This window comes from Brevibacterium sediminis (genome assembly GCF_013623905.1).
Lineage (GTDB): Bacteria > Actinomycetota > Actinomycetes > Actinomycetales > Brevibacteriaceae > Brevibacterium > Brevibacterium sediminis.
Window position 1 is genome coordinate 173,781 of the sequence record NZ_JABKDD010000001.1, and the last position, 24,424, is coordinate 198,204.

Consider the following 24,424-nt stretch of genomic DNA (forward strand, 5'->3'; position numbering starts at 1 on the left):
AGTGGTCTGGTGAACAGCCAACACAATTCCCTTCTCGTCGACGTCGACTCAGTGCGCCGCACCGCTGCGGATCGTGGTCTCTCGCTCCCGCCGCTGATCTGGGACGATAGCTGCACCTCGACGAATGACGAACTTGCGCGAGTGGTCCGAGAAGGAGCCGACGCCGGTTCGCCCGTGGCCGAATTCACCATCCGCGGCACCGACTTCCAGAACGCCGGACACGGCCGACTGGGCCGGACCTGGACGGTACCCGCCCGCCGGTCGCTGACGTGGTCGATTCTGCTCACACCCCCGGCCGGGTTCTCCCAATGGGGATGGGTCCCGCTCATCGCCGGTGAGGCCGTGCACTCCGCCGTCACCGAGGCGGGAGTGCCCGCCGCGATCAAATGGCCCAACGACGTGCTCACCGCCGAGGGCAGGAAGCTGTGCGGGATCCTCGCACGCGTCGAACCCCTGGCCGGCGGACCGCAGATCGTGTTGGGGATGGGGCTGAACACCCGGTTGGAGCCTGCTGATCTGCCGCGCGAAGACGCGAGCTCAATAGCGATCGAAACCGGAATCGACGGTTCAGAAATTGATCATGAAGCATTGCTAGTCTCGATTCTCGGCACACTGATCCCCTGCTACAGAGAGCTGATCGACTATGGAGATGAGGATTTCCGCGACAGCCGCACAGCGCGGAGAGTGCGTGATCATATGGTGACGCTCGGGTCGCGGGTTCGGGTGGAGAAGCCTGACGGTTCCGACATCATCGGCACCGCCACGGGGCTGGACGCAGGAGCCGACCTCATCATCGACGATCAGGTGTGCTTAAGCGCCGGAGACGTCCACCATCTGCGTCCGGCCGCGGCCCCGACCGCTGCGGAGAGGAGCCAAGACTGATGGCGGTTTCGGACTTCACCGCCGGATTCGACATCGTCGAACCGGAACGGCTGGGCACACCCGAGGTCGGAGAAGCCGCAGGCACCTCCGCAGAGACTCGGCCGGCCGACGCCGGCACCCAGTCGCACAGAGACGCGCCCCGGTCCGCCGACGCATCGCAGCCGACCGCTCAGTCCCAGTCCGATGCCGTACCCCGGACGGAGTCGGATAGCCGGTCCGCCCCTGATTCTTCGCCGAGCCCGGAGCCGAAGGACGACGGTGAGACCTCGTCGACCGCCGAGGCGGACGATCGTTCCCCGGACACCCTCCTCGAGGAGGCGGCCGAGTCGAGCGCGGGCGATCCCTATGATGACGTCGACGGCGATGACGAGCCTGTCGGCGGCCTGACGGGGTCCGCGCCTCAGGCAGGAGAGGTCGGCGCGCAGCTCGCCGACGAGGTCACGGCTGATCCTGGCGCACCCCCCGCGGATGCTGCCGATGCGGACGCGGATGCGGATGCGGCCGACCCGGACATCGACGTCGATGAGGACTTCTTCAGCGGACTGCGTGAGGATCCGCGCACCACAGCGCTGCCGATCATCGACGAGGACGACGCCGACGGAGCTCTCGACGCGGACGGTCCCGACTTCGACGGCACGATCTATGAGACCCGAACCGCGGCCGAACGACTCGAAGAGATCCTGCTCGACGGCAAGCGCGTCCTCGACCGACGGGAGGCCGCGAAACTCGGCGGGATCTCCACGGTCTCGGCCCGGAAGATGTGGCGGGCCCTCGGCATGTCCCAGGCGAAGCCGACGGATAAGGCCTACACCGTCAGCGATGCGCACGCCCTGCGGATCTGGGCCAAGCCCGTCGCCGACGGTCTCATCGACCAGACCACCGCGCTGTCCCTGGCCCGGGCGATCGGCCAGACGACGGACCGCCTCGTCGTCTGGCAGATGGAGACCCTTGTCGAATTCCTCACCGAGGAGAAGGGACTGACCGACCCGGAAGCACGCCGGGATGCCCTGGCCGTCGTCGAAGAGATGATCGACCCGCTGCAGAAGATGCTCACCTACTCCTGGCGGCGCAACCTCGCCGACGTCATGGGCCGTCTCAACGTCAATGTCTCCGACGGGCTGGCCATGGACAACAGGCAGGGCTGGTACGACTCCTCGATGCCGTTGGCCCGCGCCGTCGGATTCATCGATCTCGTCTCCTTCACCCGCCTGTCGCAGAAGATGGAGCCACGGCAGCTGGCGGACATGGTCCAGGAGTTCCAGGGCATGGCCTACAACATTGTCGCCACCGGCGGCGGACGGGTCATCAAGACCGTCGGCGATGAAGTGTTCTTCGCCGCGTCGACCCCTCTGGCCGGGGCCGAGATCGCCATGACGCTGATGGAGCGCGTGACTGCCGCCGAGGACCTGCCCCAGGCGCGCGTCGGCTTCGTCTGGGGACGGGTGCTCTCCCGCCTCGGCGATATCTTCGGCTCCAGCGTCAACCTCGCCGCCCGCCTGACGGCCGTGGCCGACCCAGGGACGATCTTCACCGACGAGGAGACCGCACGAGTGCTCTCGGCATCGGACGACTACGTCTTCGAACCGCGCGATTCGATTTCGCTGCACGGACTCGGCGAGACCGCCATCGGCGAGATGAAGCGCGGCACCGCCGCCAAGATGCGCCTCGACCTCGACGACGATCCCGAGAACTCAGACCAGTGAGCGGCTGCAGCGGCCGCTGACAGCACAGGCGGCAGACAGCTGAGCCCAGCACCGAGGTGCTGGGCTCAGCTGCTGAAACGGCCGACGGGCCGAGTGGTTCGCCAGAGCAGGGCCCTCCGTCAGGGCCGGTCCGAGCTCAGAACAGGGCGGAGTCGTCGTCCTCGTCGTCATCGTCATGGGAGACGATCACGGCGCCTTCGATGTCGAACTTCGACCGCGCGATCTCGTCCTTGGCCTCATCGAGGTCGAGATCGAGCTCATCGAAACTGGTCGCCAGTCCTTGCTGCCCCTGCTGCTCCTTGCGTGCTGATCGCTTTCCGCCGGACTTCGGCTTCTCTTCGCCGGTGCCGGATGCAGAATCAGCGTCAGCTTCGGCTGATGCCTCAGCCGATTCGTCGCCGTCGGCCGTTGGGGAACGGTCGGCGGATTCGGCACCGCCGAGGCGGGGCAGGGTGCCGATGACATCGATCTTCGATTCCAACGGCGATCCCGTCCCATCGCGACGGGACAGTTCGGCCGGAAGCGTGCGTGCACCGCCGGCGGTGGCAGCAGCCTGCGGAGAGTCGCCGACCCAGGCCAGTGACAGTTCGGTCTCGCCCTTGAGGAACTTGTGGGCGCGCACCCCGGAGGTGGCTCGCCCTTTGGTCGGGAACTCGGAGAATTCGCTGACCTTGATCGACGACGATGGGGCGCCGTAGAAGTTCTCACCGCTGGCGATCGTGACGACCGCGAAGCTGCCGAGCTCGGCATCCGCGGTACCGTCCTCGTCGGTCTTCGCCGCCTTCGGAGTCATTCCGAAGAAGATCACCTTCGCCTCGGCGGCCACCTTGATTCCGGCCACACCCGAGGCGTTCCAGCCCTGTGCACGCAGACCGGAGGCGTCGAAGGCGAGCAGCTGAGCATTCGAGGTCACGAATACGGAGAGGGAATCGTCGATGTCCTCGGGTTGGGCGACCCCGACGACGGAGTCCTTTCCCTTGAGGGTGATGGCTTCCCACTCGTTCTTGTTCGGCCGACCGGCCACCGACACGCGTTTGACGACGCCGTCGGCGGTGCCGAGGACGAATTCCCGGTCGAGGTCGATCAGACCGATGATCTTCTCGTTCTTCTCCAGCGCCGCATATTCGGCGATCTTCACACCGCCGGCGACATTGGGCCGTGCCGCGGCCGGCGGCAGGGCGGGCAGATCGACGACGTCGACCATGTGCAGTCGACCGGTGGTGGTGATGGCGCCGACCTTGCCCTGAGTGGTGGTGACGATCTCCGAGACCAGCGCATCATGGCTGGAGCGGCGACCCTCACGTGCCAGCGGAGCGGCATCCGAGGTGCGCGCAATGCGTCCGGAGGTCGACAGCAGCACCCGGCAGGGAGAATCGGCGATCTTGAGGTTCGTCGGAGCCTTTTTGCCCTTGGCCGTCAGCTCCTTCATCGAGCCTTCGATGAGGACGGTGCGTCGCGGAGAGCCGATGACCTCGGCCGTGGACTCCAGTTCCGAGGCGACGAGTTCCCGCAGCTTCGCCTCATCGGCGAGCAGCGATTCGAGGTAGTCGATCGTCTTCTTCAGCTCGTCGCGTTCGGCCTCGAGTTCGAGACGCGAGAACTTCGTGAGCCGACGCAGCTGCAGATCGAGGATGTAGGTCGCCTGCAGCTCGGAGAGCTCGAAGACGTCCATGAGGCGGGTGCGGGCCGTGGCCGCATCGTCCGAGGAGCGGATGAGCTGGATGACCTCATCGATGTCGAGGATCGCAATGAGCAGACCTTCGACGAGGTGGAGCCGGTCCTTGGCCTTGCGCAGCTGGAAGACCGTGCGCCTGCGCACCACGTCGATGCGATGGGAGAGGTAGACCATGAGCAGCTCGCGCAGTCCCAGGGTCCGCGGCTGTCCCTCGACGAGGCAGACGTTGTTGATGCTGAACGATTCCTCGAGGGGAGTCTGGCGGTAGAGCTCGGCCAGCACCGCCTCGGGGTTGAAGCCGTTCTTCACGCCGATGACCAGACGCATGCCGTTCTTGCGATCCGAATAGTCATCGATCGAGGCGATTCCGGACAGCTTCTTCGCCCCGACCGCGTCCTTGACCTTCGACACGACCTTCTCCGGTCCCACGAGGTAGGGCAGTTCGGTGACGACGATTCCCTTGCGGCGGGCACTGATGTTCTCGATGGACACGGTGGCGCGGGTGCGGAAGGTGCCGCGACCGGTCTCATAGGCCTCGCGCACTCCGTCGAGGCCGATGATCCGTCCGCCGGTGGGCAGATCCGGGCCGGGGATGAAGCGCATGAGCTCCGAGAGTCCGGCATCGGGATTGCGGATGAGGTGGGCGCAGGCGGCGATGACCTCGCCGGGATTGTGCGGGGCCATGTTCGTGGCCATGCCGACGGCGATGCCCGAGGCGCCGTTGATGAGCAGATTCGGGAAAGCGCTGGGCAGGACCTCGGGCTGGGTGAGTGTGTTGTCGTAGTTCGGCACGAAGTCGACGACGTCTTCGTCGAGCCCGGCGATCATGTGCATCGACGCGGTCGTGAGTCGAGCCTCGGTGTAGCGCGGGGCAGCGGGACCATCGTCGAGGGAGCCGAAGTTGCCGTGGCCGTCGACCAGGGGCACACGCATGATGAAGCCCTGGCTGAGGCGCACGAGGGCGTCGTAGATCGCGGTGTCGCCGTGCGGGTGGAGCTTGCCCATGACATCGCCGACGATGCGCGAGGACTTCACATGTCCGCGGTCAGGGCGCAGCCCCATATCGCCCATCTGGTAGACGATGCGCCGCTGGACGGGTTTGAGGCCGTCCCTGGCGTCGGGCAGTGCGCGGGAGTGGATGACCGAGACCGCATATTCGAGGAACGAACTCTCCATCTCTGAGGAGACGTCGACTTCGATGACTCTGCCTTCGGGCATGGAACTCCTTTGACGCACGAACTGTTCGATTCGAACACCCGCCCGCGCCGAGGCTAGACCTCAGCGGGGGAGGGCACCCGTCGATTCTAGCGTTCGATTTGCGAACTCCTGCTCAATCGGGCGTTCCCGGAGGGTTCGTGTCGGAGCTCAGGCATCGTCGCGGCCGCTGCGCAGCCACTGGAAGAACTCCTTGAGGTATGCCTCGACATGCGAGCGCTCAGCCGTGCCGGCGACGAGTTCGCTGACCATCATGCCCGCGACCGAGCTGTTGACCCGTTGCGCGTATTCGGCGTCGATGCCGGCGAAGCGCATGATGAATTCCCTGATCGCGCGGAGGTTCTTCTCCTTGGCGATCACTGCCTCAGGCGGCAGAGCCGGATCCAGGCTGAGCATCATCATCGTGTAGAACCGGTTGCGGTCCGTGGTCAGCCAGTTCATGCAGAAGTCGATGGCGACCTCGATCGGGTCAGCGCCCGGAGCACGTACCAGCTCCGGCAGGCGTTCGAGCTGCTGGGAGTTGAGCTCTCCGATGCGTTCCATGATTCCGGTGATCAGGGCATCGCGGGTGCGGTAGACATTCGAAGTCGACCCCACCGGCAGTTCGGCCAGTGCATCGACTGCCCGATGGGTGAGTCCGCGGACTCCTTGTTCGGCGACTACGGCGATCGCGGAGTCGGTGACGACGTCTCTGCGCGAAATCATGACTGTGAGGCCTCGCTCTCATGGGACACCTGCTGAACGCGGGCGCCTGGGACGGTGGATGACCAGTGACTGGCCACAGACAATGGCCGCCGGAGCGGCCATTCATTAAAACACGAATTCATAACATTTCGTGGTGAACGGATACAGACACTACCCGTCAAGTCTGCGAATTGGTATAGGACGCGCCAATATGCCGCTGTGACAGTGAAATTCGAAGACGGCCTGCGGCGGGTGTGGATTCTCCTTTCAGCTGGGCGGGCGTCTGCTCCAATCCGTCTCAGCTCAGCAGTCGACGGGTGCTGTCGATCCGAGTCGGGTCGGGCAGGAGGTCGACGTGGGCGCTGAGCACATGCGACTCGGTCTCTGTGGCGACCATCGGGTGGATGACGAGCTCGAGGATCTGCGGATGGTTCTCCACCAGCACAGCGAGCCTCACCAGCACATTGCGCAGCGGTTCGATGTTCATCGGCGGCAGACCGCGATAGCCGAACAGCCGCGGGGAGGCCTTGATCGACCGGATCATGTCCCCGGCCTCCTTGTCGGTGATCGGGGCGACCCGATGAGCGACATCGCCGAGCAGCTCCGTGGTGTCCCCGGCCAAAGAGAACGCCAGCAGCGGACCGAGCAGCGGATCCTCACCGGCGCGGAGGACGCAGGGGACACCATGCGGGGCCATAGCTTGGACGTCGACGAGCGGCTCATCCTCACCGGCCAGCTGCCGGATGGTCTCCTGGATCGCGGTGAAATCCTCGGCGAGCTCCTCTGGGGTGTCGATGTTCAGGCGCACACCGCCGAGCTCCATCCGGTGCCGCAGCACCGTGGTCACGGCCTTGAGGGCGACCGGATACCCGATCTTCTCAGCCGCGGCGATTCCTTCGTCCACCGAGGAGGCCGTGACGTAGGGAAGCACCTCGATTCCGTAGGCGCTGAGCAGGTCGCGGACGTCGTCGCGTTCGAGCCTGACGGGGGAGCCCGGCTGTGCCCCCTCCAGGGCTGCGTCGATGATCGTCCGCACCTTCTTGTCATCGATGTCGTCGAGCTCGGTGTAGCGCCCGTGGTCGGCGGCCCTCCACCGGGCATAGTCCGTGGCCCTGGCCAGAGCCCACACAGCATCTTCGGGACCGATATAGCTGGGGACGGTGTGGGAGACCCGGCTGCCGGCCTCATCGGTGAGGTACGTGGTCAGTTCGTCTTGGACACCGTGGATGCCGAGGAAGCAGGCGACCGTGGTCTTCCCCGAGCGTGCGGCCGACTCGGACAGCAGGCCGGCGATCTCCGTCTCCTCCGCACCGGCCGACGGGGTGAAGGTGACGATGACCGAGTCGACGTCGTCGCGGGCATACATCGCATCGAGTTCGGTCCGGAAGGTCTCCGCATCGACCTCGGGGTGCAGGGACACGGGCTCGGTGTCGACGCGCAGACCTTCGGAACGGGCGCGCTGCATGATCAGGGTGCTCATCGCCGCGGAGTTGCCGATGACCCCGACCCGGCGGCCCGCCGGCAGCTTCTGGGTCGAGAACACCTGGGTGAGGTCGAAGAGCTGGTGGATCGTATCCGCGCGGATCACTCCCGCCTGCTCGAGCACCTGGTCGAGGGTGTTCGGTGCCAGGGAAGAGGTACGCACGATATGCCCGGGCGGCAGCTCCCGGCCCGTGAGGTCGGACTTGATGACGACGACGGGTTTGACGCGCGAGACTCGACGGGCGATGCGCGAGAACTTGCGCGGGTTGCCGATGGATTCGAGGTAGAGACCGACGGTCTGCGTGGCCGGATCCTCCTCCCAATACTGGAGGAGGTCATTGCCGGAGAGGTCGGCGCGGTTGCCTGCGGAGACGAAGGTGGAGATGCCCAGTCCGCGGGTCTTCGCCGCCGCGAGCAGGGCGGTGCCCAGCGCCCCGGACTGACTGAAGAGCCCGAGCGTTCCGGAAGCCGGGAGGAACGGGGCCAGAGAGGCGTTGAGCGAGATGTCGGCGGCCTCGTTGACCAATCCGAAGGAGTTCGGCCCGACCACGCGCATTCCGTAGGCGCGGGAGGTTGCGACCATGCGGCGCTGGAGTTCGGCCCCCTCGGGACCGGTCTCGGCGAAACCGGAGGAGATGACGAGCACGGCTTTGACCCCGTGCACGGCACAGTCCTTGACCACCTCGGTGACGGACTCGGCGGGCACGGCGATGACCGCGAGGTCGGCCTTGCCCGGCAGATCGGCGAGGCTCGGATAGGCCTGGACGCCGGCGATCTGATCGGCTTCGGGGTGGACGACCCACAGGTCGCCGGTGAACTTCGCGGCCGTGATGTTGCGGATGAGCAGATGTCCGGTGGAGTTGCGTTTGCGGCTGGCGCCGATCACCGCCACCGAGGCGGGGTGGAGGACCGTGCGCACGCTCAGGGCCTCGGCCCTGTGTTCCCTGGAGGCCTGCACTTCGATGGACCGTGCCGTGGGATCGATGTCGAACTTCACGGCCACGACACCGTCATCGAAACCGCGGGAGACCTCGTAGCCGGCGGCCTGGAAGACCTGCAGCATCGACCGGTTCTGGGGAAGCACCTCGGCGGTGAATCGCTGGATCCCCGATTCGCGCGCGGCCGCGGCCAGATGCTCCAGCAGGATCGAACCGACCCCGCGACCCTGGTGGGCGTCGGCGATGTTGAACGCCACCTCGGCGTCGGTGTCGGTGATCCGATCGAAGCGGCCGACACCGATGATGTCGTCGCCGATGAGCATGATCAGCGCCACTCGGTCGTGGTGGTCGACGTTGACGAAGCGGTCGAGGTCGCGTTTGGGAAGCCGGGGCAGCGGAGCGAAGAAGCGCAGATAGACGGACTCCGGCGATTGGGCCTCGTGCATGCGGGCCAGAGCAGCGGAATCGTCAGGGGTGATCGGGCGAAGGTGGGCGGTGCCGCCGTCGCGGAGGACGACATCGGCTTCCCACCCGGCAGGATAGTCTTCCATGGTCCCAGCATATGCGTCGGGCGTCCTGATATGGCCGACCTCGCTGGGACAAGTCAGAGGAGTGGGGCACAATAGTGGGCATGGCATTACCCGAAGTTCTCGTTCACGATCTGCAGTCGGCCGGCTACTATCCCCAGCTCACTCAGGGCATCCTCGCCGACTCGCTCTACGAGGAACCGGTCTTGGCCCACTTCGTCCACATCGACACACATGTCGACATCGAATCCATCCACCGGCATGTCACAGCCTTCGTCCTCACCGAGACCCGCCTCCTACTGGCTCACGTCGATGACGATCCGAACGCGGAACCCGGCGCCAAACCCCGCGCCGTCACGAGCAGCGAGGACATCGAACTCGATCGCCTGGGCACAGTGATGGTCGGCCGCACCTTCGCCGATCCGGCCGCCTACAAGCCCGGTGACAAGCCCGTCGAGGTTTCGCTGACCATGTCCTGGGGTGCGTCGAAGCGCATCGAGGCCTTCCCCGAGACCTGCGGAGATCCCAACTGCATGGGCGATCACGGATACGGCGGATCGATCTTCGCCGAGGATGTCATGCTCCGGGTCTCGGCCGAGGCCGAAGGGCAGGCCGCCGTCGACCGAATGGCCGACTTCGCCGGGAAGCTGCGCGCCGCAGTCTTCCACGCCCGGCTGCGGTCGCGCCGCTGATGAGCGAGGACTCGACGAGTCAAAGGCAGCAGGACCCATCCGGTGCTGAGCACTTGGGGCCCCCGGACTATGCGGGTCCCATGCTCTCCGATGTCGTTCCCGCCGCGGCGCTGAGCCTCGGTGCGGCCGACGCCCTCGATGCGCCGATGTCCGATCGTGCACGAACGCTCGGACTCGACAGGGAGTCCCGGGCGACGATCGTTGTGCTCATCGACGGTCTCGGGGAGCAGCAGCTGCGCCGCTACAGCGGGTACACTCCCTTCTTCCGGTCGCAGGCCGGAACACGCCGTACCCTGTCCGCCGGATTCCCGTCGACGACGGCGAACTCTCTGTCGTCGTTGGCCACGGGCCGCCTGCCCGGCGCCCACGGCGTGGTCGGCTACCGCGTCCTCGACCCGGAGAAGGACGCGGTGTTCAACCAGCTGACGTGGAACCTCGACGTCGACCCCGTCGCCTGGGTCCCCGATGCGACGCTCTTCGAACGCCTCACCGATGCCGGAATCGATGTGGTCAGCCTCGGAGAGAAGAAGTTCGCCGGACGCGGCCTCAACCGGGCCTCGCTGCGCGGAGGCAGATTCCGGGACTCGAAGAGCCTGGAGGAGCGCTGTGCCCAGGCTCTCGCCGAGGCGAGGGCTCCGGGTCGCCGCCTCGTGTACCTCTATTGGGGCAATCTCGACAAGACCGGTCATGTGCACGGTGCGGACTCCGCCGCTTGGACAGAAGAACTCGAACGCGTCGATCTCGCCCTGTCCCGACTCGCCTCCGACCTGCCGCACGACGCGACCATGCTCATCACCGCCGACCACGGCATGGTCGACGTCGACCACGAACGTCGTTTCGACCTCGCTGAACTCCCTGAGCTCAAGGCCGGTCTGCGCCACGTCGGCGGAGAGCCGCGCGCACTGCATCTCTACGCTGCTGAGGGCGCGGAGGCGGACGTGCTCTCGGTCTGGCAGGAGACGCTCGACGACCGCGGGCTCATCCTGCCGAAGGCCTCGGCGATCGACCGCGGCTATTTCGGTCCAGTCGCCCCGCACGTCTATCCGCGGATCGGGGATTTCCTCGTCATCTGCACCGATGGCTTCGCCGTGGTCGATTCGGAAGTGGAATCCGCCTCGGCGCTGGCCCTCATCGGTCACCATGGTTCCACCACGGAGCAGGAGCTGGAGATCCCGCTGCTCGTCGTGTGAGCGGTGCCGACTGCAGCCGAGATGACTCACCACCGACCTTCTGGGAGCACCCGTTGACGACGATCCGCTGGACCGAGGACGGCATCGGCCGCACAGCCGACTGGCATTCTGAGAACGGGGCGCCGCCTCCCGCGACTGTGCAGATCATCGGAGACGAGACAACCGCCGACGAAGCCTGCCGATTGACACGCGCCGGAGTGGGACTGCTGTGGCGCGGAGACTTCCACAACGGCCGTCAACTCGTCCAGGCGATGAGCCGTCGGCTCAGAGGCGACCGCGGCGGAAACCGTGAAGGCACAGGGGGTCGACGTTCCGGCGGCCGGGGTCGATCCCGCGACAGACGGGGCAGAGACCGATTCGTGGGACCCGGGGACAGCGATGGCCCTGCTCTCGATCCCGCGCTGTCATTCTTCGCGGAACGTGACGCCATCGAGCAGCGGGCCCGGCTGCTCGGCAGAGTCGTCGTCGAGCTCGGCCCGGACTTCGACCTCGCCCTGCGCCGTGCCCCCGACGTCGCCGCCGCCTGCCGCGCCGCCTACGGCCCGGCCGACGGACCGGTCTGCGTGTCGCTCACCGAACTCGGCGGAGTGCTCAGCGCTTATGAATGGCAGCTGCGAGGAGTCGAGATCCCGGCTCTGGGCGATTTCGTCCATCCGCGCTACGGCGTCTTCTCGCCTGTGCGGGGAGAGTACCTCGATCTCGTCGCGCAGACGCCCCTGCCGTGGGGAAGGAACGTCGGTCCGGTTTCGACCGACACGGATTCCGCGCAGACGACCGGCACCGCATTCGACCTCGGAACGGGTACCGGAGTCCTCGCTGCGATCCTGCTGCGGCGCGGCGCTGCGACAGTGGTGGCCACCGACATCAACCCGCGCGCCGTCGCCTGCGCCAGTGAGAACCTCGACCGTCTCTGTCCTGGTGCCGATGTGAGCGTGATCGAGACTGACCTGTTTCCGCCCGGTCGTGCCGACCTCATCGTGTGCAATCCGCCGTGGCTGCCGGCCCAGCCGACCTCGGCACTCGAGATCGGCATCTACGATCCGGACTCCGCTGTCCTCCATCGCTTCGTCGAGAGGCTGACCGACCACCTCACACCGGCTGGGGAGGGATGGCTGATCATCTCCGACCTCGCCGAACGATTGGGCCTCAGGCCCTCAGGTGAGCTCCGCGAACGCATCGAGGCGGCAGGACTGCGCGTGCTCGAACGCATCGACACGGTGCCCCGCCATCCCCGCGCCGCTGATACCGCCGACGCGCTCCACGTTGCCCGCAGCGCCGAAGTGACCTCACTGTGGAGACTGGGACTGAGATGAGCTGCCGACCGCTCGGCCGATCCACGATTTGACCGCAGTCGATCCGCGACCGGCGCGGAAGATAGGATGGAACACGTGACTTTTCCTCGAATCGGTGTCATTGGCGGCGGACAACTGGCACGCATGCTCGCTCCCGCCGCAGAAGCCCTCGGCGTCCGTTTCTCCGTTCTTGCGGAGACCGCCGACGCCCCCGCCACACAGGTCATCAACGAGGTGACCGTCGGTGACTATACGGACTATCCGACGCTCAAGGCCTTCGCCGAGACCGTCGACGTCATCACCTTCGACCACGAACACGTCCCACCGGAGCATCTGCAGGCCCTCGTCGAGGCCGGACACGCAGTGCGCCCCGGGCCCGATGCCCTCATCTTCGCCCAGGACAAGATCCGGATGCGCACGAAGATGGACGAGCTCGGTCTGCCCAACCCCGCATGGGCGGAGATCACCTCGGCCGCCGATGTCGAAGCGTTCGCCGCTCGTGTCGGATACCCCTTCATCCTCAAGACGCCCCGCGGAGGCTATGACGGCAAGGGTGTGCGCGTCATCGACAGCCTCGACGAGGCCGTCGAGTGGCTGAACGAGGTTCCCCAGCTGCTCGCCGAGGAGAAGGTCGACTTCACCCGGGAGCTCGCCGTCATGGTCGGGAGGTCCCCGATGGGGCAGACCGCAGTGTGGCCGGTCGTCGAGACCTGGCAGCAGAACGGTGTGTGCAAGGAGGCCATCGCCCCGGCTCCCGATCTGCGTGATGAGAAGGCGCGGGCCATCACCGAAGCGATCCTCACTGTCGCCGGCACCCTCGAAGTCACCGGCGTCATGGCGATGGAGATGTTCGAGACCGCCGAGGGCTTCCTCATCAACGAATTCGCGATGCGTCCGCACAATACCGGTCACTGGACCCAGGACGGAGCGGTGACGAGTCAATTCGAGCAGCACCTCCGCGCGGTCCTCGACCTTCCGCTCGGCAGCCCCGCGGCACGGGAGGACGTGTCCGTGATGGTCAACATCCTCGGCGCTGATCATGAGGACCTCTATCAGCCGTACCTGCACGTCATGGCTCACGACCCGGCGGTCAAGGTTCACCTCTACGGCAAGGGGGTGCGCCCGGGTCGGAAGGTCGGCCACGTGAACGCCTACGGCGAGGATCGGCAGCTCGTGCTCGCTCGAGCGCGGCATGCCGCCGATTTCATCGCCGGCGTCGACGTCGATCCGCATCCTCAGATGCCCGCTCCGGAGAATCTCCGGGCCGAGAGCGAACCCGGCGCACGCTGAGTCCCGGCGCCGACTGCACCCCGGACCCACCCGGCACCGATACGCGGATATCAACCGCCTGCAACGAAGGAAGCACAGATGACCACAGCGAATGAAGACTCCACTGACACGGCGGCTCCGGTCGGCATCGTCATGGGCTCGGACTCGGACTGGCCGACGATGAAAGCAGCCGCCGACGCCCTCGACGAACTCGGCATCGAATCGAGCGCCGAGGTGGTCTCCGCCCACCGCATGCCCGAGGACATGGTCGACTGGGCGAAGTCCGCGGCCGCGCGAGGCGTCCGGGTGATCATCGCCGGAGCCGGGGGAGCGGCCCATCTGCCCGGAATGATCGCTTCGATGACCTCGCTTCCGGTCATCGGAGTCCCCGTGCCCCTGAAGTACCTCGACGGAATGGACTCGCTGCTGTCCATCGTGCAGATGCCCGGAGGAGTTCCCGTGGCCACCGTTTCGATCGGCGGCGCCAAGAACGCCGGCCTGCTGGCGGCGCGCATCCTCGGGGCAGGTCAGGGCGCCGAAGCCGAGGCTGTGCGCACGCGTCTCGACGACTATCGGAGCCAGCTGCGGCAGGTCGCTCTCGACAAAGGCCGGGCACTGCAGGAATAATAGGGCTTGCTGAACGTTTGATAAGTCTGAGGAGAATGATGTTCGACCTGTACCAGCCCAGCGAAGAGCACGAAGAGATCCGCGCCGCGGTCCGCAATGTCGTCGAGAAGAAGATCGCGCCGTTCGCGGCCGAGGTCGATGCGGACTCCCGCTACCCGCAGGAGGCGCACGACGCCCTCGTCGAGACGGACTTCTTCGCCGCGCACATCCCCGAAGAGTACGGGGGCATGGGCGCTGATGCGCTGGCCGTGGCGATCATCATCGAAGAGGTCGCACGCGGCTGCGTCTCGTCCTCGCTCATTCCGGCTGTGAACAAGCTCGGCAGCATGCCCGTCCAGCTCGGAGGCAGCGAAGAGATCAAGAAGAAGTACTTCCCGTCCGTGGCCGCCGGAGAAGCAGGATTCTCCTACGGACTGTCCGAGCGCGAAGCCGGATCCGACACCGCATCGATGAAGACCCGCGCCGAACGCGACGGCGACGACTGGATCCTCAATGGTGTCAAGACCTGGATCACCAACGCCGGAGAATCCGAGTACTACACGGTCATGGCCGTGACCGACCCCGACGGAGCCCGCGGACGCAACATCTCCGCCTTCGTCGTCGAGAAGTCCGATGAGGGCTTCACCTTCGGTGAGAAGGAGCGCAAGCTCGGCATCAAGGGCTCGCCCACCCGCGAGCTCCTCTTCGACAATGTCCGCCTGCCCGGCGACCGCATCGTCGGTGAGCCCGGGGAAGGCCTGAAGATCGCCCTGCGCACCCTCGACCACACTCGAGTCACGATCGCCGCGCAGGCCGTCGGCGTCGCCCAGGGCGCGCTCGACTACGCCCTGGCCTACGTCAAGGATCGGCAGCAGTTCGGCAAGTCGATCGCCGATAATCAGGCGATCCAGTTCATGCTCGCCGATATGGGCATGAAGCTCGAGGCGGCACGCCAGCTGACCTACACCGCTGCCGCCAAGAGCGAACGCGGCGATGAGGACCTCACGTACTTCGGCGCCGCGGCGAAGGCCTTCGCCTCCGATGCTGCGATGGAGATCACCACTGACGCCGTGCAGCTGCTCGGCGGTGCCGGCTACGTCGTGGACCACCCGGTCGAGCGGATGATGCGCGATGCGAAGATCACGCAGATCTACGAAGGCACCAATCAGATCCAGCGGATGGTGATGGGACGCAAACTCCTCGCCTGAACCGGGTTCGGACGCTCTGCGGCAGGCCGCACCTGGTCAAGGCTGCACGGTGCCGTCCGGTCTGTATCGAACGGGTGCCGCGGATTCCCCAGACGGGAGTCTGCGGCGCCCGTTCTTCTGTCTGTGAAGAATCGCACACGCGACGAATCCGACATGCGCGGCGCGGATGTGCCGGAATCGATGGTTCTCACGCGACACAATAGGTGAACACAGTGGACTCTGAAGTGTCTTTGGCACAGTTGTCTGCTGTGGACACCCGATGGGGCGATACGGCCTGTGTGGCCACCCGCGGATGTCGATGCCGGAAGCAGTCCGTGAGCAGAGCCTGAAGCGAAGGGAAGTCAGTGGCTGAGACGAGATATGTGGACCCGATCCGCCACCCGTCGTATGCTTCGCAGCCGACGCGTGATGTGCGGGCGTGGCTTCTGCTGCTCGTCACGGCTCTCGTGCCCGGGGGAGTGCAGCTGCTCTTCGGCCACCGCCGCTGGGCGAAGATCTCTCTGTCGATCACCGCCATCAGCTGGATCCTTGCTCTGATCGCCGGTGTGATCGTCCTCATCAGCCGGACGTTCCTCTTCACCATCGGCACGAACCCCTTCATCCTCACCTTTCTGACCATCTGGGTGCCCGTCATCGCGATCAACTGGGCGGTGTGCCTGTTCGACACCCTGCGGCGCATCCGGATCGTCACGATCTCCCGAAGGGCCCGCAAACGCTTCGTGGCGGCCTTCTGTGCCCTCCTGCTCATCGTCGTGGGCCCCTTGGCTTGGGGGACGACGATTCTCAACTCGCAGCGCGGACTGATGAGCGACCTGTTCGCCTCGGGCAAGGCACTCAAACCCGTCGACGGCCGATACAACATCCTGCTGCTGGGTTCGGACGCCGGAAAAGGGCGGACAGGAATCCGACCGGACTCGCTGTCGCTGGTCTCGATCGATGCGAAGACCGGCAAAACCGTCATCATCGGCCTGCCTCGCAATATGGAGAACGTGCCGTTCCCGGACGACTCGCCGTTGCACAAGCACTACCCGCAGGGATACAACTGCGGGGACGAATGTCTGCTCAATGCCGTCTTCCAGCAGGGCGAACAGCACAAGGATGAGTTCGAGGACCCGAAGACTGCCGGCGAGCAGGCGACGATGGATGCGGTCTCGGGTGCCACCGGACTCGAGGTCCAGTACTACGCGATGATCAACCTCAAGGGATTCGAGAACCTCATCGACTCCCTCGGCGGAATCACCCTCGTCTCCGGCAAGCGAGTGCCGATTTCGTCGAAGGTCGATCCGACCACGGGCGAGCATGGGCCGGTCAAGGGATGGATCGAACCGGGCAAACAGAAGCTCGACGGCTTCCATGCGCTGTGGTTCGCCCGCTCCCGAGAGTTCTCCAGCGACTACGAGCGGATGGTCCGCCAGCGCTGCGTGCAGACGGCGATGGTCAAACAGCTCGACCCGGCCACCGTGCTCACCCGCTACCAGTCGATTGCGAAAGCCACTCCGGGGGCCGTGTCGACGGATATCCCCTCGTCTCAGGTGGACTCGTTCGTCGACCTCGCGCTCAAGGTGAAGTCGCAGAAGATCGAATCCGTCGACCTCACCCCGCCGCGTATCACTCCGTCACAGCCCGACTTCGATGTGGCACATCAGCTGGTAGCCGATAAGATCGAGGAGTCGTCGAAGTCCTCCGAAGAGGACAAAGGCGCGTTCTCGGTTCCCGGAAGCGACCTGTCAGCCGCTGCCGGAGTCGATGCGGGACTCGATCCGAACCCCGGTTCAGGGCCGCAGCTGCTGGCACAGGGTGCCGGCGACACCTCTGCTGACAACGGCGAAGAAGCCGACGCAAAGGCGATCTGCTACGTGCCGTGAGGCGCTGCTGTGAGGTCGGTCGTGATGAGACCAATGACCGAATCGGTCGATCCCATGACGATTCCGGGAAAATCTTTTGCTCGGTGTGTCCCTTGTCAATACTGGGAACCACACTCGTGTAATTAGAATATTCTGCTCTGTGGCTAGTCTGACACGCCGAAAATGTGTAACAATTTTGAGATGTTGGGGTTGCCCACCGTTCTGCCAACGGTGAAGGGGACCTCGAGGCCTGAACTTCCCTGTCTTCCTCGAAAAGGCTGTAACGATGAAATATCTATTGCCCACTGTTGCGGGCTGCGCTTCTATTGCGCTGGTCGGCACCTTAGCGGTCACGGCACCGTCGGCTTCCGCAGCCACGACGACGCCTGATGTGTCCAAAGAGGCGCTGAACGTCAGCAAAGAGGGACTCAACGTCCCCGGTGCCCGCGATTCCAGTGATTCCACCGCCACTGCCGCCAACCAGAGCGCCACGAGCAATCTGCCGAATATCTTCAAGTCGCAGACTGCACTGGCCTCGGCCAAGGTGCCCGATATCGTCAACGCTTCGGCGTCGGCATCTGCGGCTTCGGTCAACAACGTCTCCGCCGGACTGACCTCCGGGGGCGACGACGCCGCGCCGTCCGAGGGATCGGCGCCGTCCGAGGGATCGGCGCCGTCCGAGACCGAGCAGGCTCCTGCCGAGGGTGCAGAGACCGAGACCCCGAAGTCCGAGGACGAGGACGCGAAGGATTCGTCCGACGAGTCGAAGGCCGAGGGCGAAGACGACATCTCCGGTTCGGTCCGTCAGAAGACCGAAGACGGAGTGAACATCGCGCTCATCTCCGATGTCCTCGACGTTCCCGCGAACAACCCGAGCCTTGTCGGCTTCACCTTCTCCGAGTCGAAGTCCAATATCCGCATCCAGGTCCGCACCAAGCAGGGTTCGGAATGGGGCAATTGGGACACCCTGGACGAAGAGCAGCAGGAAGAAGCCCAGAACAAGGGTTCGGAGCCGATGACGGTGTCGAACGCTTCCGCTGTGCAGATGCGCATCCTCGGTGACTCCGCGCCGAGCGAGGCCGAACTCGTCCTCGTCGATCCGAAGCGGGACGCCGGCGACGCTCAGGCCGTCGCCGAGAACGATCCCGTCGAGCTCGACGATCAGGTCAGCGGCGACTCTGCCGGTGCTGAAACCGCGCCGGAGCAGTCGACCGAGGACTCGACCGACGCCGAGGCGGCATCCGCAGAGAACGTCGATGCGGCCGCCGGCGCGACGGTGACCAACCAGAACTACGTACCCGGATCGTCGACGGTGGACACCGTGGCGAAGAAGGTGTCGAAGCCGAAGATCGGCTCGCGCAGCTCGTGGGGTGCCAAGGCCTACCGCGGCAGCCCCGATTACGCCAGCGGCATCAAGCAGGCCGTCGTTCACCACACCTCCGGTTCGAACAGCTACTCGGCTGCCGATGTTCCCGGAATCATCCGCGGTATCCAGGCCTACCACCAGCAGGGCCGCGGCTGGAACGACATCGGATACAACGTCGTCGCAGACAAGTACGGCCGCCTCTGGCACGCTCGCGGCGGTGACGTTTCGAAGGCCGTCATCGGCGCTCACGTCGCCGGACACAACACCGGAACCTTCGGCATCTCCGTGCTGGGTACCTACAACAGCGCGGCCCCGCCGAAGAAGACACGCGATGCCGTCGCCTCGGCGATCGCCTGGAAGTTCTCGATCAACGGAATCTCCAAAGCGACGAAGTCGAACCTGGTCGGCCACCGCGATCTGGGGCAGACCGACTGCCCGGGTGACGCCTTCTACGCCAAGCTGGGTGAGATGCGTTCGACGGTCAATTCGATCCTGAAGACCGGCGAACAGCCCAGCGACAGCAAGGACGACGACAAGTCCAAGGACGACGACAAGAAGACCGAGAAGCCGAAGGCGAAGACCTCGATCGAGAAGTACGCCGAGAAGAACAAGCTCGGCAAGGCTCTCGGCAAGGAATACGACGTCAAGGGCGTTTCTGGCGCCAAGGCACAGAAGTTCGAGAAGGGCACTGTCTACTGGTCCAAGAAGACCGGTGCCTACCACCTGTCCGGAGCGATCGCTTCGGCGTACAAGGGCAATGCAGTCACCGACTTGGGGCTGCCCACCTCTGCGGAGAAGGGCGGCCTCAAGGGCGGGGGCGTCGCACAGCGCTTCGAAAAGGGCTCGTTCTACTGGTCGAAGAACACCGGCGCCCACTACACCTCCGGCACCATCATGAAGTACTGGGGTGACAAGGGGACCGTCAAGGGTCACCTCGGTTACCCCAAGTCGGACGTGGTCTACAAGAAGGGCCGCGGTGAGCAGCTCTTCGAAGGCGCACGTCTGGTCTGGGCCGAAGGCTACGGAACCACCGAGTTCTCTCCCAAGGGTTCGATCGCCGGCGGAGTCAGCGACGACAATGCTCCGGGCGGCGCGACGCCGCCGGGAGACGATTCCACCGATGACAAGTCGCCTGCAGACTCCGGGGAAGGTTCTGCAGACGACAAGGACTCGAAGGACGATAAGTCCAAGGATGATTCCAAGAAGGACGATAAGTCCAAGGATGATTCCAAGAAGGACGACAAGTCCAAGGACGACAAGTCCAAGGACGACAAGAAGAAGGACGACGACAAGAAGAAGGACAAGCCGTCCAAGGCCGAGAAGATCGCGGCCCAGCGTGCGTCCATCATCAAGGATGCGAAGGCCAACCTCGGCGTCAAGTACGTCTGGGGCGGGACCTCGCCGAAGTCCGGTTGGGACTGCTCGGGTTACACCCAGTACGTCTATGGCAAGAACGGCATCAAGCTGCCGCGCACAACCAGTCAGCAGCGTTACGCCGGCAAGGAGATCTCGCTCAAGGACGCCAAGGCCGGCGACCTGATCTGGATCCCCGGTCATATCGGAATCATCTCCGAGACCAAGGGCCAGATGTACGATGCCGGCTCGACGCGGACGAACACCACGAAGCGCAGCTACAGCTGGATGCTGAACCGTGGAGCCAAGGTCATCCGCGTAGTCGGCTGACACCAGGCATCGAGGACAGGGCGTGCAGCGCCTGCCGGACAGTGCCCCGAGGACGAACCCATTGTGGATCTCCCTCGGGGCACTGTCTGGTTTCCCGGACGATTCCGGTTGCGGCAGTGACCGGTCGATATGTATCTGTGCAGGTGACAAGCGGTGAATAGATTGTGACTTCGGCTGAACAGTCAGTGAAGTGCCGACCCCGGCCACGACAGCGGGGCTAGGCTGGACTGAGCACAACCGGAAATCACCGGATGTGAATCCAAATCGATCCTGTCAAAAGGGGGCCCGCAGTGCATCGTCTGCACAATACGGTCAAGAAGTTCGAATGGGGCAGCACCGACGCGATTCCCGCGATCCTCGGCACAGTCCCGGACGGCACCCCCTGCGCGGAACTCTGGCTCGGAGCCCACCCGGTCAGCCCCTCTCGACTCGACGTCGGGCACACGCCGTCCCAGGCTCCGCTGGAACGGCAGAACCGCCTCGGCGGGCAGCAGCCGACGGGCGGCGTGGCGACGGAGGCCGAGCCTCGGCTCGGACCCAACCTCATCGAGTACCTGGTGGGGGACCCTGAAGGTCTGCTCGGCCACGACTCCCTCGAGTCCTTCGGAGCGCGACTGCCGTTCCTGCTCAAGGTGCTCTCGGCGAGCAAGGCCCTGTCGATCCAGGTGCACCCGAATCGCGAACAGGCCCGGGCCGGATTCGCCGCCGAGGAAGCGGCCGGACCGGCGCTGGACGCTCCCGACCGGAACTTCAAGGACGCCTCGGCGAAACCGGAGCTCATCTACGCGCTCACCGACTTCCACGCGCTCACGGGGTTCCGCCCGCGCAAGGCCGTGCGAGCCACGTTCGAACGGATGCTCTCCCAGCCGCTGACTCCGCCGTCCTTGGACGTGCTCGGAGCGATCATCGCAGCGCTGAAGTCTTTCAGCGAATCCAAGGCGCTGTCACGCGCCGTTGAAATCATCCTCAGCGATCCGCGGACGCCCGGGCTCGTCGACGAGGTCGCCGCCCATGGGATCGACGAACTGCCGGTCGGACACATCAGCCGGTCAGGCAGCGCGGTCGACCCGGCGCAGACATTCTGCGAGCTGGTCACCGACTATCCCCATGACCCCGGCGCGCTGGTCGGACTCATGCTCAACCGAGTTCACCTGCAGCCGGGAGAAGCGCTGACCATGGACGCCGGAGTGCTGCATGCCTACCTCTTCGGCACAGGCATAGAGATCATGGCCTCGAGCGACAACGTCGTGCGCGGCGGGCTGACCTCGAAGCACGTCGACATCGAACAGCTGTCGAAGATCACGGACTTCCACGCCGGTGCACCCCGGATGGTCGAACCCGATCACTCGGGAATGCTGCTGGGACCCACCGATGACTTCGCTCTGCAGGCACTGCGGTGCCCGCGCACGACAACGGTGGAACGGCGCGGTGCGGCGATCGTGCTGTGCACCGCGGGAACTGTCACACTCAGCTCGCTCGGCTCGACGCTCACCCTCGAACGTGGGCAGAGCGCCTTCATCGCGGCCAACGAACCGACGGTGACGGCCGATGGCCACGGCGATGTGTTCGTAGCGACCACCGGACTGAATTCCGGAGCTGCCGGCCGCTGAGCGCGCGCTGTCCGCCACCACCGGCGGCTGAGCTCGTCTGCTCAACTCGCCCCAGCGAATGCTTACTCACCCCTGCGAACCGGTGTGCAGGGCCCCCGCAGAATTGTTGGGTCGATCCGCGGTGATTTCTTCAACGTAACCACCGTGGATCGACCCAACAATCTGCGTTTCCGACGGTGTCGAGCAACGTCCGACGGTCCTGACGGACGAATCCGGTGTTCGGCGGCGGTCGACGCCAGCGCGTGGGTGGTCAAGACTGCGGTGCGCTGGCAGCAGAACACAGAACAGTGGTCACGTTCGGATGCTTCTGAGCGATCAGAGAGAGCATCCGAACGTGACCACTGTTCGATCACCAAGTGTCCTCGTTCGGACACTGCACGCGTGAGGCCCGGGCCGGTCACCTGGAACTCAGGCGGCGACCTCGATGGTGGGGACGTCCTCGGGGACGATCACCTCGGCGCCTGTCTTCTCCTTGACTTCGTCGACGGTCACGCCCGGGGCGAGTTCGACGAGGGTGAACGCGTCACCGCTGACGTCGAGGACGGCGATATCGGTGATGATGCGCTCGACGACGCCCTTTCCTGTCAGCGGCAGCTCGCACGACTTCAACAGCTTGTGCGAACCGTCCTTGGCGACATGGTCCATGATGACGATGACGCGCTGGGCACCGTGCACGAGGTCCATTGCGCCACCCATGCCCTTGACCATCTTGCCCGGGATCATCCAGTTCGCGATGTCTCCGTTCGTGGCCACCTGCATGGCGCCGAGGATCGCGGCGTTGATCTTGCCGCCGCGGATCATCCCGAAGCTCGCCGCTGAGTCGAAGTACGCGGCGCCCGGGTTCATCGTGACGATCTCCTTGCCCGCGTTGATGAGGTCGGGGTCGATCTCATCCTCGGTCGGGTACGGGCCGACGCCGAGCAGGCCGTTCTCCGACTGGAGCACGAGGTGGACACCCTCGGGCAGAAAATTGGGCACCAGGGTCGGCATGCCGATGCCGAGGTTGACGTAGCTGCCGTCTTCGAGTTCCTGGGCGGCACGGGCCGCCATCTGATTGCGTGTCAATGACATTTCTGTGTCTCCTCAGGCTTCTCGTACGGTGCGCTTCTCGATGGGCTTGTCCGCCACCTGTTCGGGCGTCAGCGGCACCACGCGGTGGACGAAGACGCCAGGCACGTGGACCATGTCCGGATCGATCTCTCCGGGTTCGACGAGCTTTTCGACCTCGGCGATGGTGATGCGAGCCGACTGTGCGGCCGGGGGATTGAAGTTCCGTGCCGAGGAGTGGAAGACGAGGTTGCCGTGCCGGTCACCGATCGCGGCGCGCACAAGTGCGTAGTCGGGAGCCAGGGACTTCTCGAGGACGTATTCCTTCTCTTCTCCGAAGGTGTCGAAGACCTTCGTCTCCTTGGCCGGAGATTCCTTGACGACGTTGCCGTCAGAGTCGTACTTCCAGGGCATGCCGCCCTCGGCGACCTGCGTCCCGGCGCCCGTGATGGTGAAGAAGCCGGGGATGCCGGCGCCACCTGCGCGCAGCTTCTCCGCCAGGGTGCCCTGCGGAGTGAGTTCGACCTCCAGTTCACCGGAGAGGTACTGACGGGCGAATTCCTTGTTCTCGCCGACGTAGGAGGCGATGATGCGGCGGAGTCGTCCGTCGGCGAGCAGAATGCCCAGTCCGCGGCCGTCGACGCCGGCGTTGTTCGAGATCACCTCGAGGTCTTTGGCTCCCTGGGCCTGGAGAGCCCGAATGAGGAATTCGGGCACGCCCACGACACCGAAGCCGCCCACGGCGATCGATGATCCATCTGCAATGTCGGCCACCGCTGCTGCGGGGGTATCAACTACTTTGTCCATGTGCCCAGTGTGCCATGGACCACTCCCAGCCCGGCGGCCAGGTCCGTGATGCGAGCATCGTCGACTCTGCTGGTGAGCAGGACCTCACCACCGCCGAGGAGGTGCTGCAGAAAGCGCGGCCACTCGCCCGGCAGCGGGGTCGAGTTCGAGGCGAGCAGTCCCTGCGGACGGGTTGCGTCGGTCGACTCGGACTTCGTCCAGTCGATGACCTGACCGTCCACTTCGAGGATTCCCGAAGCGTCGAGGCGGCGCGCAGCGACATCGGGGTAGGCGCGGATGGCGGAATTGACGTCGACGAAGTCGGCATCGACCGGAGTGCTCAGCGCCAGGGCCGGGGGATTGAAGACGAAGACCTCGTCGGCGTCGGACACCTGGTCATCATCCTCGTGGCCGAAGGGAACGAGGGCCATGAAGTCCTCGTCCGGTGCCTCGTTCGCGATGACGACGCGGCCCCCGGCCAGCAGGACACTGAGGACAGAGACGAGTTCGCGCCAGTGCAGGCCCTCTGGCAGAGGAGCGAAGAGAGTGAACTCCGGTCCGAGGTCGTAGTCGCCGAAGAGGCCGACTCCCTTATTCACCCAGTTCGAGACGACCGGGCCGGTGAGGTCGAGGCGATCGAAATCGGGTCCGCGCCAGATGAGGACGGGCCCGCCGGTGCGCGCGATGACTGAGAGATCCATATCCGCTTCCATGATTGTGTTCCG

The 24,424-nt window shown here is 65.2% G+C and carries 17 protein-coding genes; 11 read left to right on the top strand and 6 right to left on the bottom strand.

What is annotated here, in order from left to right; all coding sequences use genetic code 11:
* Positions 1-9: 9 nt before the first annotated feature.
* Complete coding sequence (locus HK108_RS00780) at positions 10-882, top strand: biotin--[acetyl-CoA-carboxylase] ligase (RefSeq protein ID WP_181270369.1); 873 nt, start codon at positions 10-12, stop codon at positions 880-882.
* Positions 882-2,585: an adenylate/guanylate cyclase domain-containing protein gene (locus HK108_RS00785; RefSeq protein ID WP_181270370.1), complete on the top strand. Its 1,704-nt coding sequence runs from the start codon at positions 882-884 to the stop codon at positions 2,583-2,585. The genes HK108_RS00780 and HK108_RS00785 overlap by 1 nt, the downstream gene beginning before the upstream one ends.
* 136 nt (positions 2,586-2,721) lie before the next feature.
* On the opposite strand, the gene HK108_RS00790 is transcribed toward HK108_RS00785, so the two are convergent.
* The 3 genes from HK108_RS00790 to HK108_RS00800 form a co-directional block, all read right to left on the bottom strand.
* Positions 2,722-5,478: a DNA gyrase/topoisomerase IV subunit A gene (locus HK108_RS00790; protein WP_181270371.1), complete on the bottom strand. Its 2,757-nt coding sequence runs from the start codon at positions 5,476-5,478 to the stop codon at positions 2,722-2,724.
* A gap of 147 nt (positions 5,479-5,625) precedes the next feature.
* On the bottom strand, positions 5,626-6,180 hold the full coding sequence (locus HK108_RS00795) for a TetR/AcrR family transcriptional regulator (protein ID WP_139470258.1): 555 nt from the start codon (positions 6,178-6,180) through the stop codon (positions 5,626-5,628).
* Positions 6,181-6,457: 277 nt separating this feature from the next.
* Positions 6,458-9,130, bottom strand: coding sequence for a bifunctional acetate--CoA ligase family protein/GNAT family N-acetyltransferase (locus HK108_RS00800; protein ID WP_181270372.1), 2,673 nt, complete (start codon positions 9,128-9,130; stop codon positions 6,458-6,460).
* Positions 9,131-9,210: 80 nt separating this feature from the next.
* Here HK108_RS00800 and HK108_RS00805 point away from each other — a divergent pair, with 80 nt between their 5' ends.
* The 9 genes from HK108_RS00805 to manA all read left to right on the top strand — a co-directional run bounded on the left by HK108_RS00805 (position 9,211) and on the right by manA (position 21,866).
* A complete protein-coding gene (locus HK108_RS00805; RefSeq protein WP_139470262.1) occupies positions 9,211-9,798 on the top strand; it encodes a DUF5998 family protein in 588 nt (195 codons plus the stop codon).
* An 80-nt stretch (positions 9,799-9,878) separates the two neighbouring features.
* A complete protein-coding gene (locus HK108_RS00810; RefSeq protein WP_229663886.1) occupies positions 9,879-10,988 on the top strand; it encodes an alkaline phosphatase family protein in 1,110 nt (369 codons plus the stop codon).
* A 53-nt stretch (positions 10,989-11,041) separates the two neighbouring features.
* Positions 11,042-12,301, top strand: a complete 1,260-nt coding sequence (locus HK108_RS00815) for a methyltransferase (protein WP_181270373.1) — start codon at positions 11,042-11,044, stop codon at positions 12,299-12,301.
* A 66-nt stretch (positions 12,302-12,367) separates the two neighbouring features.
* Positions 12,368-13,570 (top strand): 5-(carboxyamino)imidazole ribonucleotide synthase, encoded by a 1,203-nt coding sequence (locus tag HK108_RS00820; RefSeq protein ID WP_139470267.1) that lies wholly within the window; start codon positions 12,368-12,370, stop codon positions 13,568-13,570.
* A 78-nt stretch (positions 13,571-13,648) separates the two neighbouring features.
* Positions 13,649-14,176, top strand: a complete 528-nt coding sequence (gene purE, locus HK108_RS00825; RefSeq protein WP_139470269.1) for a 5-(carboxyamino)imidazole ribonucleotide mutase — start codon at positions 13,649-13,651, stop codon at positions 14,174-14,176.
* A gap of 38 nt (positions 14,177-14,214) precedes the next feature.
* Complete coding sequence (locus HK108_RS00830; protein WP_139470308.1) at positions 14,215-15,363, top strand: acyl-CoA dehydrogenase family protein; 1,149 nt, start codon at positions 14,215-14,217, stop codon at positions 15,361-15,363.
* Between the two features lie 344 nt (positions 15,364-15,707).
* On the top strand, positions 15,708-17,228 hold the full coding sequence (locus HK108_RS00835) for an LCP family protein (RefSeq protein WP_139470271.1): 1,521 nt from the start codon (positions 15,708-15,710) through the stop codon (positions 17,226-17,228).
* A gap of 265 nt (positions 17,229-17,493) precedes the next feature.
* Positions 17,494-20,256 carry an NlpC/P60 family protein gene (locus tag HK108_RS00840; protein WP_218973680.1) on the top strand — a complete coding sequence of 921 codons (2,763 nt, stop codon included), beginning with the start codon at positions 17,494-17,496 and terminating at the stop codon, positions 20,254-20,256.
* 290 nt (positions 20,257-20,546) lie between these two features.
* Positions 20,547-21,866 carry a mannose-6-phosphate isomerase, class I gene (gene manA, locus HK108_RS00845; protein WP_139470273.1) on the top strand — a complete coding sequence of 440 codons (1,320 nt, stop codon included), beginning with the start codon at positions 20,547-20,549 and terminating at the stop codon, positions 21,864-21,866.
* A gap of 408 nt (positions 21,867-22,274) precedes the next feature.
* Here manA and HK108_RS00850 read toward each other — a convergent pair whose 3' ends face one another.
* Genes HK108_RS00850 through HK108_RS00860 form a run of 3 tightly spaced genes read right to left on the bottom strand, consistent with a single transcriptional unit; the run spans position 22,275 to position 24,400 of the window.
* Positions 22,275-22,937, bottom strand: coding sequence for a CoA transferase subunit B (locus HK108_RS00850; protein WP_101546544.1), 663 nt, complete (start codon positions 22,935-22,937; stop codon positions 22,275-22,277).
* A gap of 12 nt (positions 22,938-22,949) precedes the next feature.
* Positions 22,950-23,720, bottom strand: coding sequence for a CoA transferase subunit A (locus HK108_RS00855; RefSeq protein ID WP_139470275.1), 771 nt, complete (start codon positions 23,718-23,720; stop codon positions 22,950-22,952).
* Positions 23,708-24,400 carry a hypothetical protein gene (locus HK108_RS00860; RefSeq protein ID WP_139470276.1) on the bottom strand — a complete coding sequence of 231 codons (693 nt, stop codon included), beginning with the start codon at positions 24,398-24,400 and terminating at the stop codon, positions 23,708-23,710. Before HK108_RS00860 ends, HK108_RS00855 begins: the two co-directional genes overlap by 13 nt.
* Positions 24,401-24,424: the final 24 nt, after the last annotated feature.

Bases quoted from the DNA above. Each gene is read 5' to 3' on its own strand.
- HK108_RS00785 (WP_181270370.1), top strand. From the start codon at position 882: ATGGCGGTTTCGGACTTCACCGCCGGATTCGACATCGTCGAACCGGAA.
- HK108_RS00790 (WP_181270371.1), bottom strand. From the start codon at position 5,478: ATGCCCGAAGGCAGAGTCATCGAAGTCGACGTCTCCTCAGAGATGGAG.
- HK108_RS00795 (WP_139470258.1), bottom strand. From the start codon at position 6,180: ATGATTTCGCGCAGAGACGTCGTCACCGACTCCGCGATCGCCGTAGTC.
- HK108_RS00800 (WP_181270372.1), bottom strand. From the start codon at position 9,130: ATGGAAGACTATCCTGCCGGGTGGGAAGCCGATGTCGTCCTCCGCGAC.
- HK108_RS00805 (WP_139470262.1), top strand. From the start codon at position 9,211: ATGGCATTACCCGAAGTTCTCGTTCACGATCTGCAGTCGGCCGGCTAC.
- HK108_RS00810 (WP_229663886.1), top strand. From the start codon at position 9,879: ATGCTCTCCGATGTCGTTCCCGCCGCGGCGCTGAGCCTCGGTGCGGCC.
- HK108_RS00820 (WP_139470267.1), top strand. From the start codon at position 12,368: ATGGAACACGTGACTTTTCCTCGAATCGGTGTCATTGGCGGCGGACAA.
- purE (WP_139470269.1), top strand. From the start codon at position 13,649: ATGACCACAGCGAATGAAGACTCCACTGACACGGCGGCTCCGGTCGGC.
- HK108_RS00830 (WP_139470308.1), top strand. From the start codon at position 14,215: ATGTTCGACCTGTACCAGCCCAGCGAAGAGCACGAAGAGATCCGCGCC.
- HK108_RS00840 (WP_218973680.1), top strand. From the start codon at position 17,494: ATGAAATATCTATTGCCCACTGTTGCGGGCTGCGCTTCTATTGCGCTG.
- HK108_RS00850 (WP_101546544.1), bottom strand. From the start codon at position 22,937: ATGTCATTGACACGCAATCAGATGGCGGCCCGTGCCGCCCAGGAACTC.
- HK108_RS00855 (WP_139470275.1), bottom strand. From the start codon at position 23,720: ATGGACAAAGTAGTTGATACCCCCGCAGCAGCGGTGGCCGACATTGCA.
- HK108_RS00860 (WP_139470276.1), bottom strand. From the start codon at position 24,400: ATGGATCTCTCAGTCATCGCGCGCACCGGCGGGCCCGTCCTCATCTGG.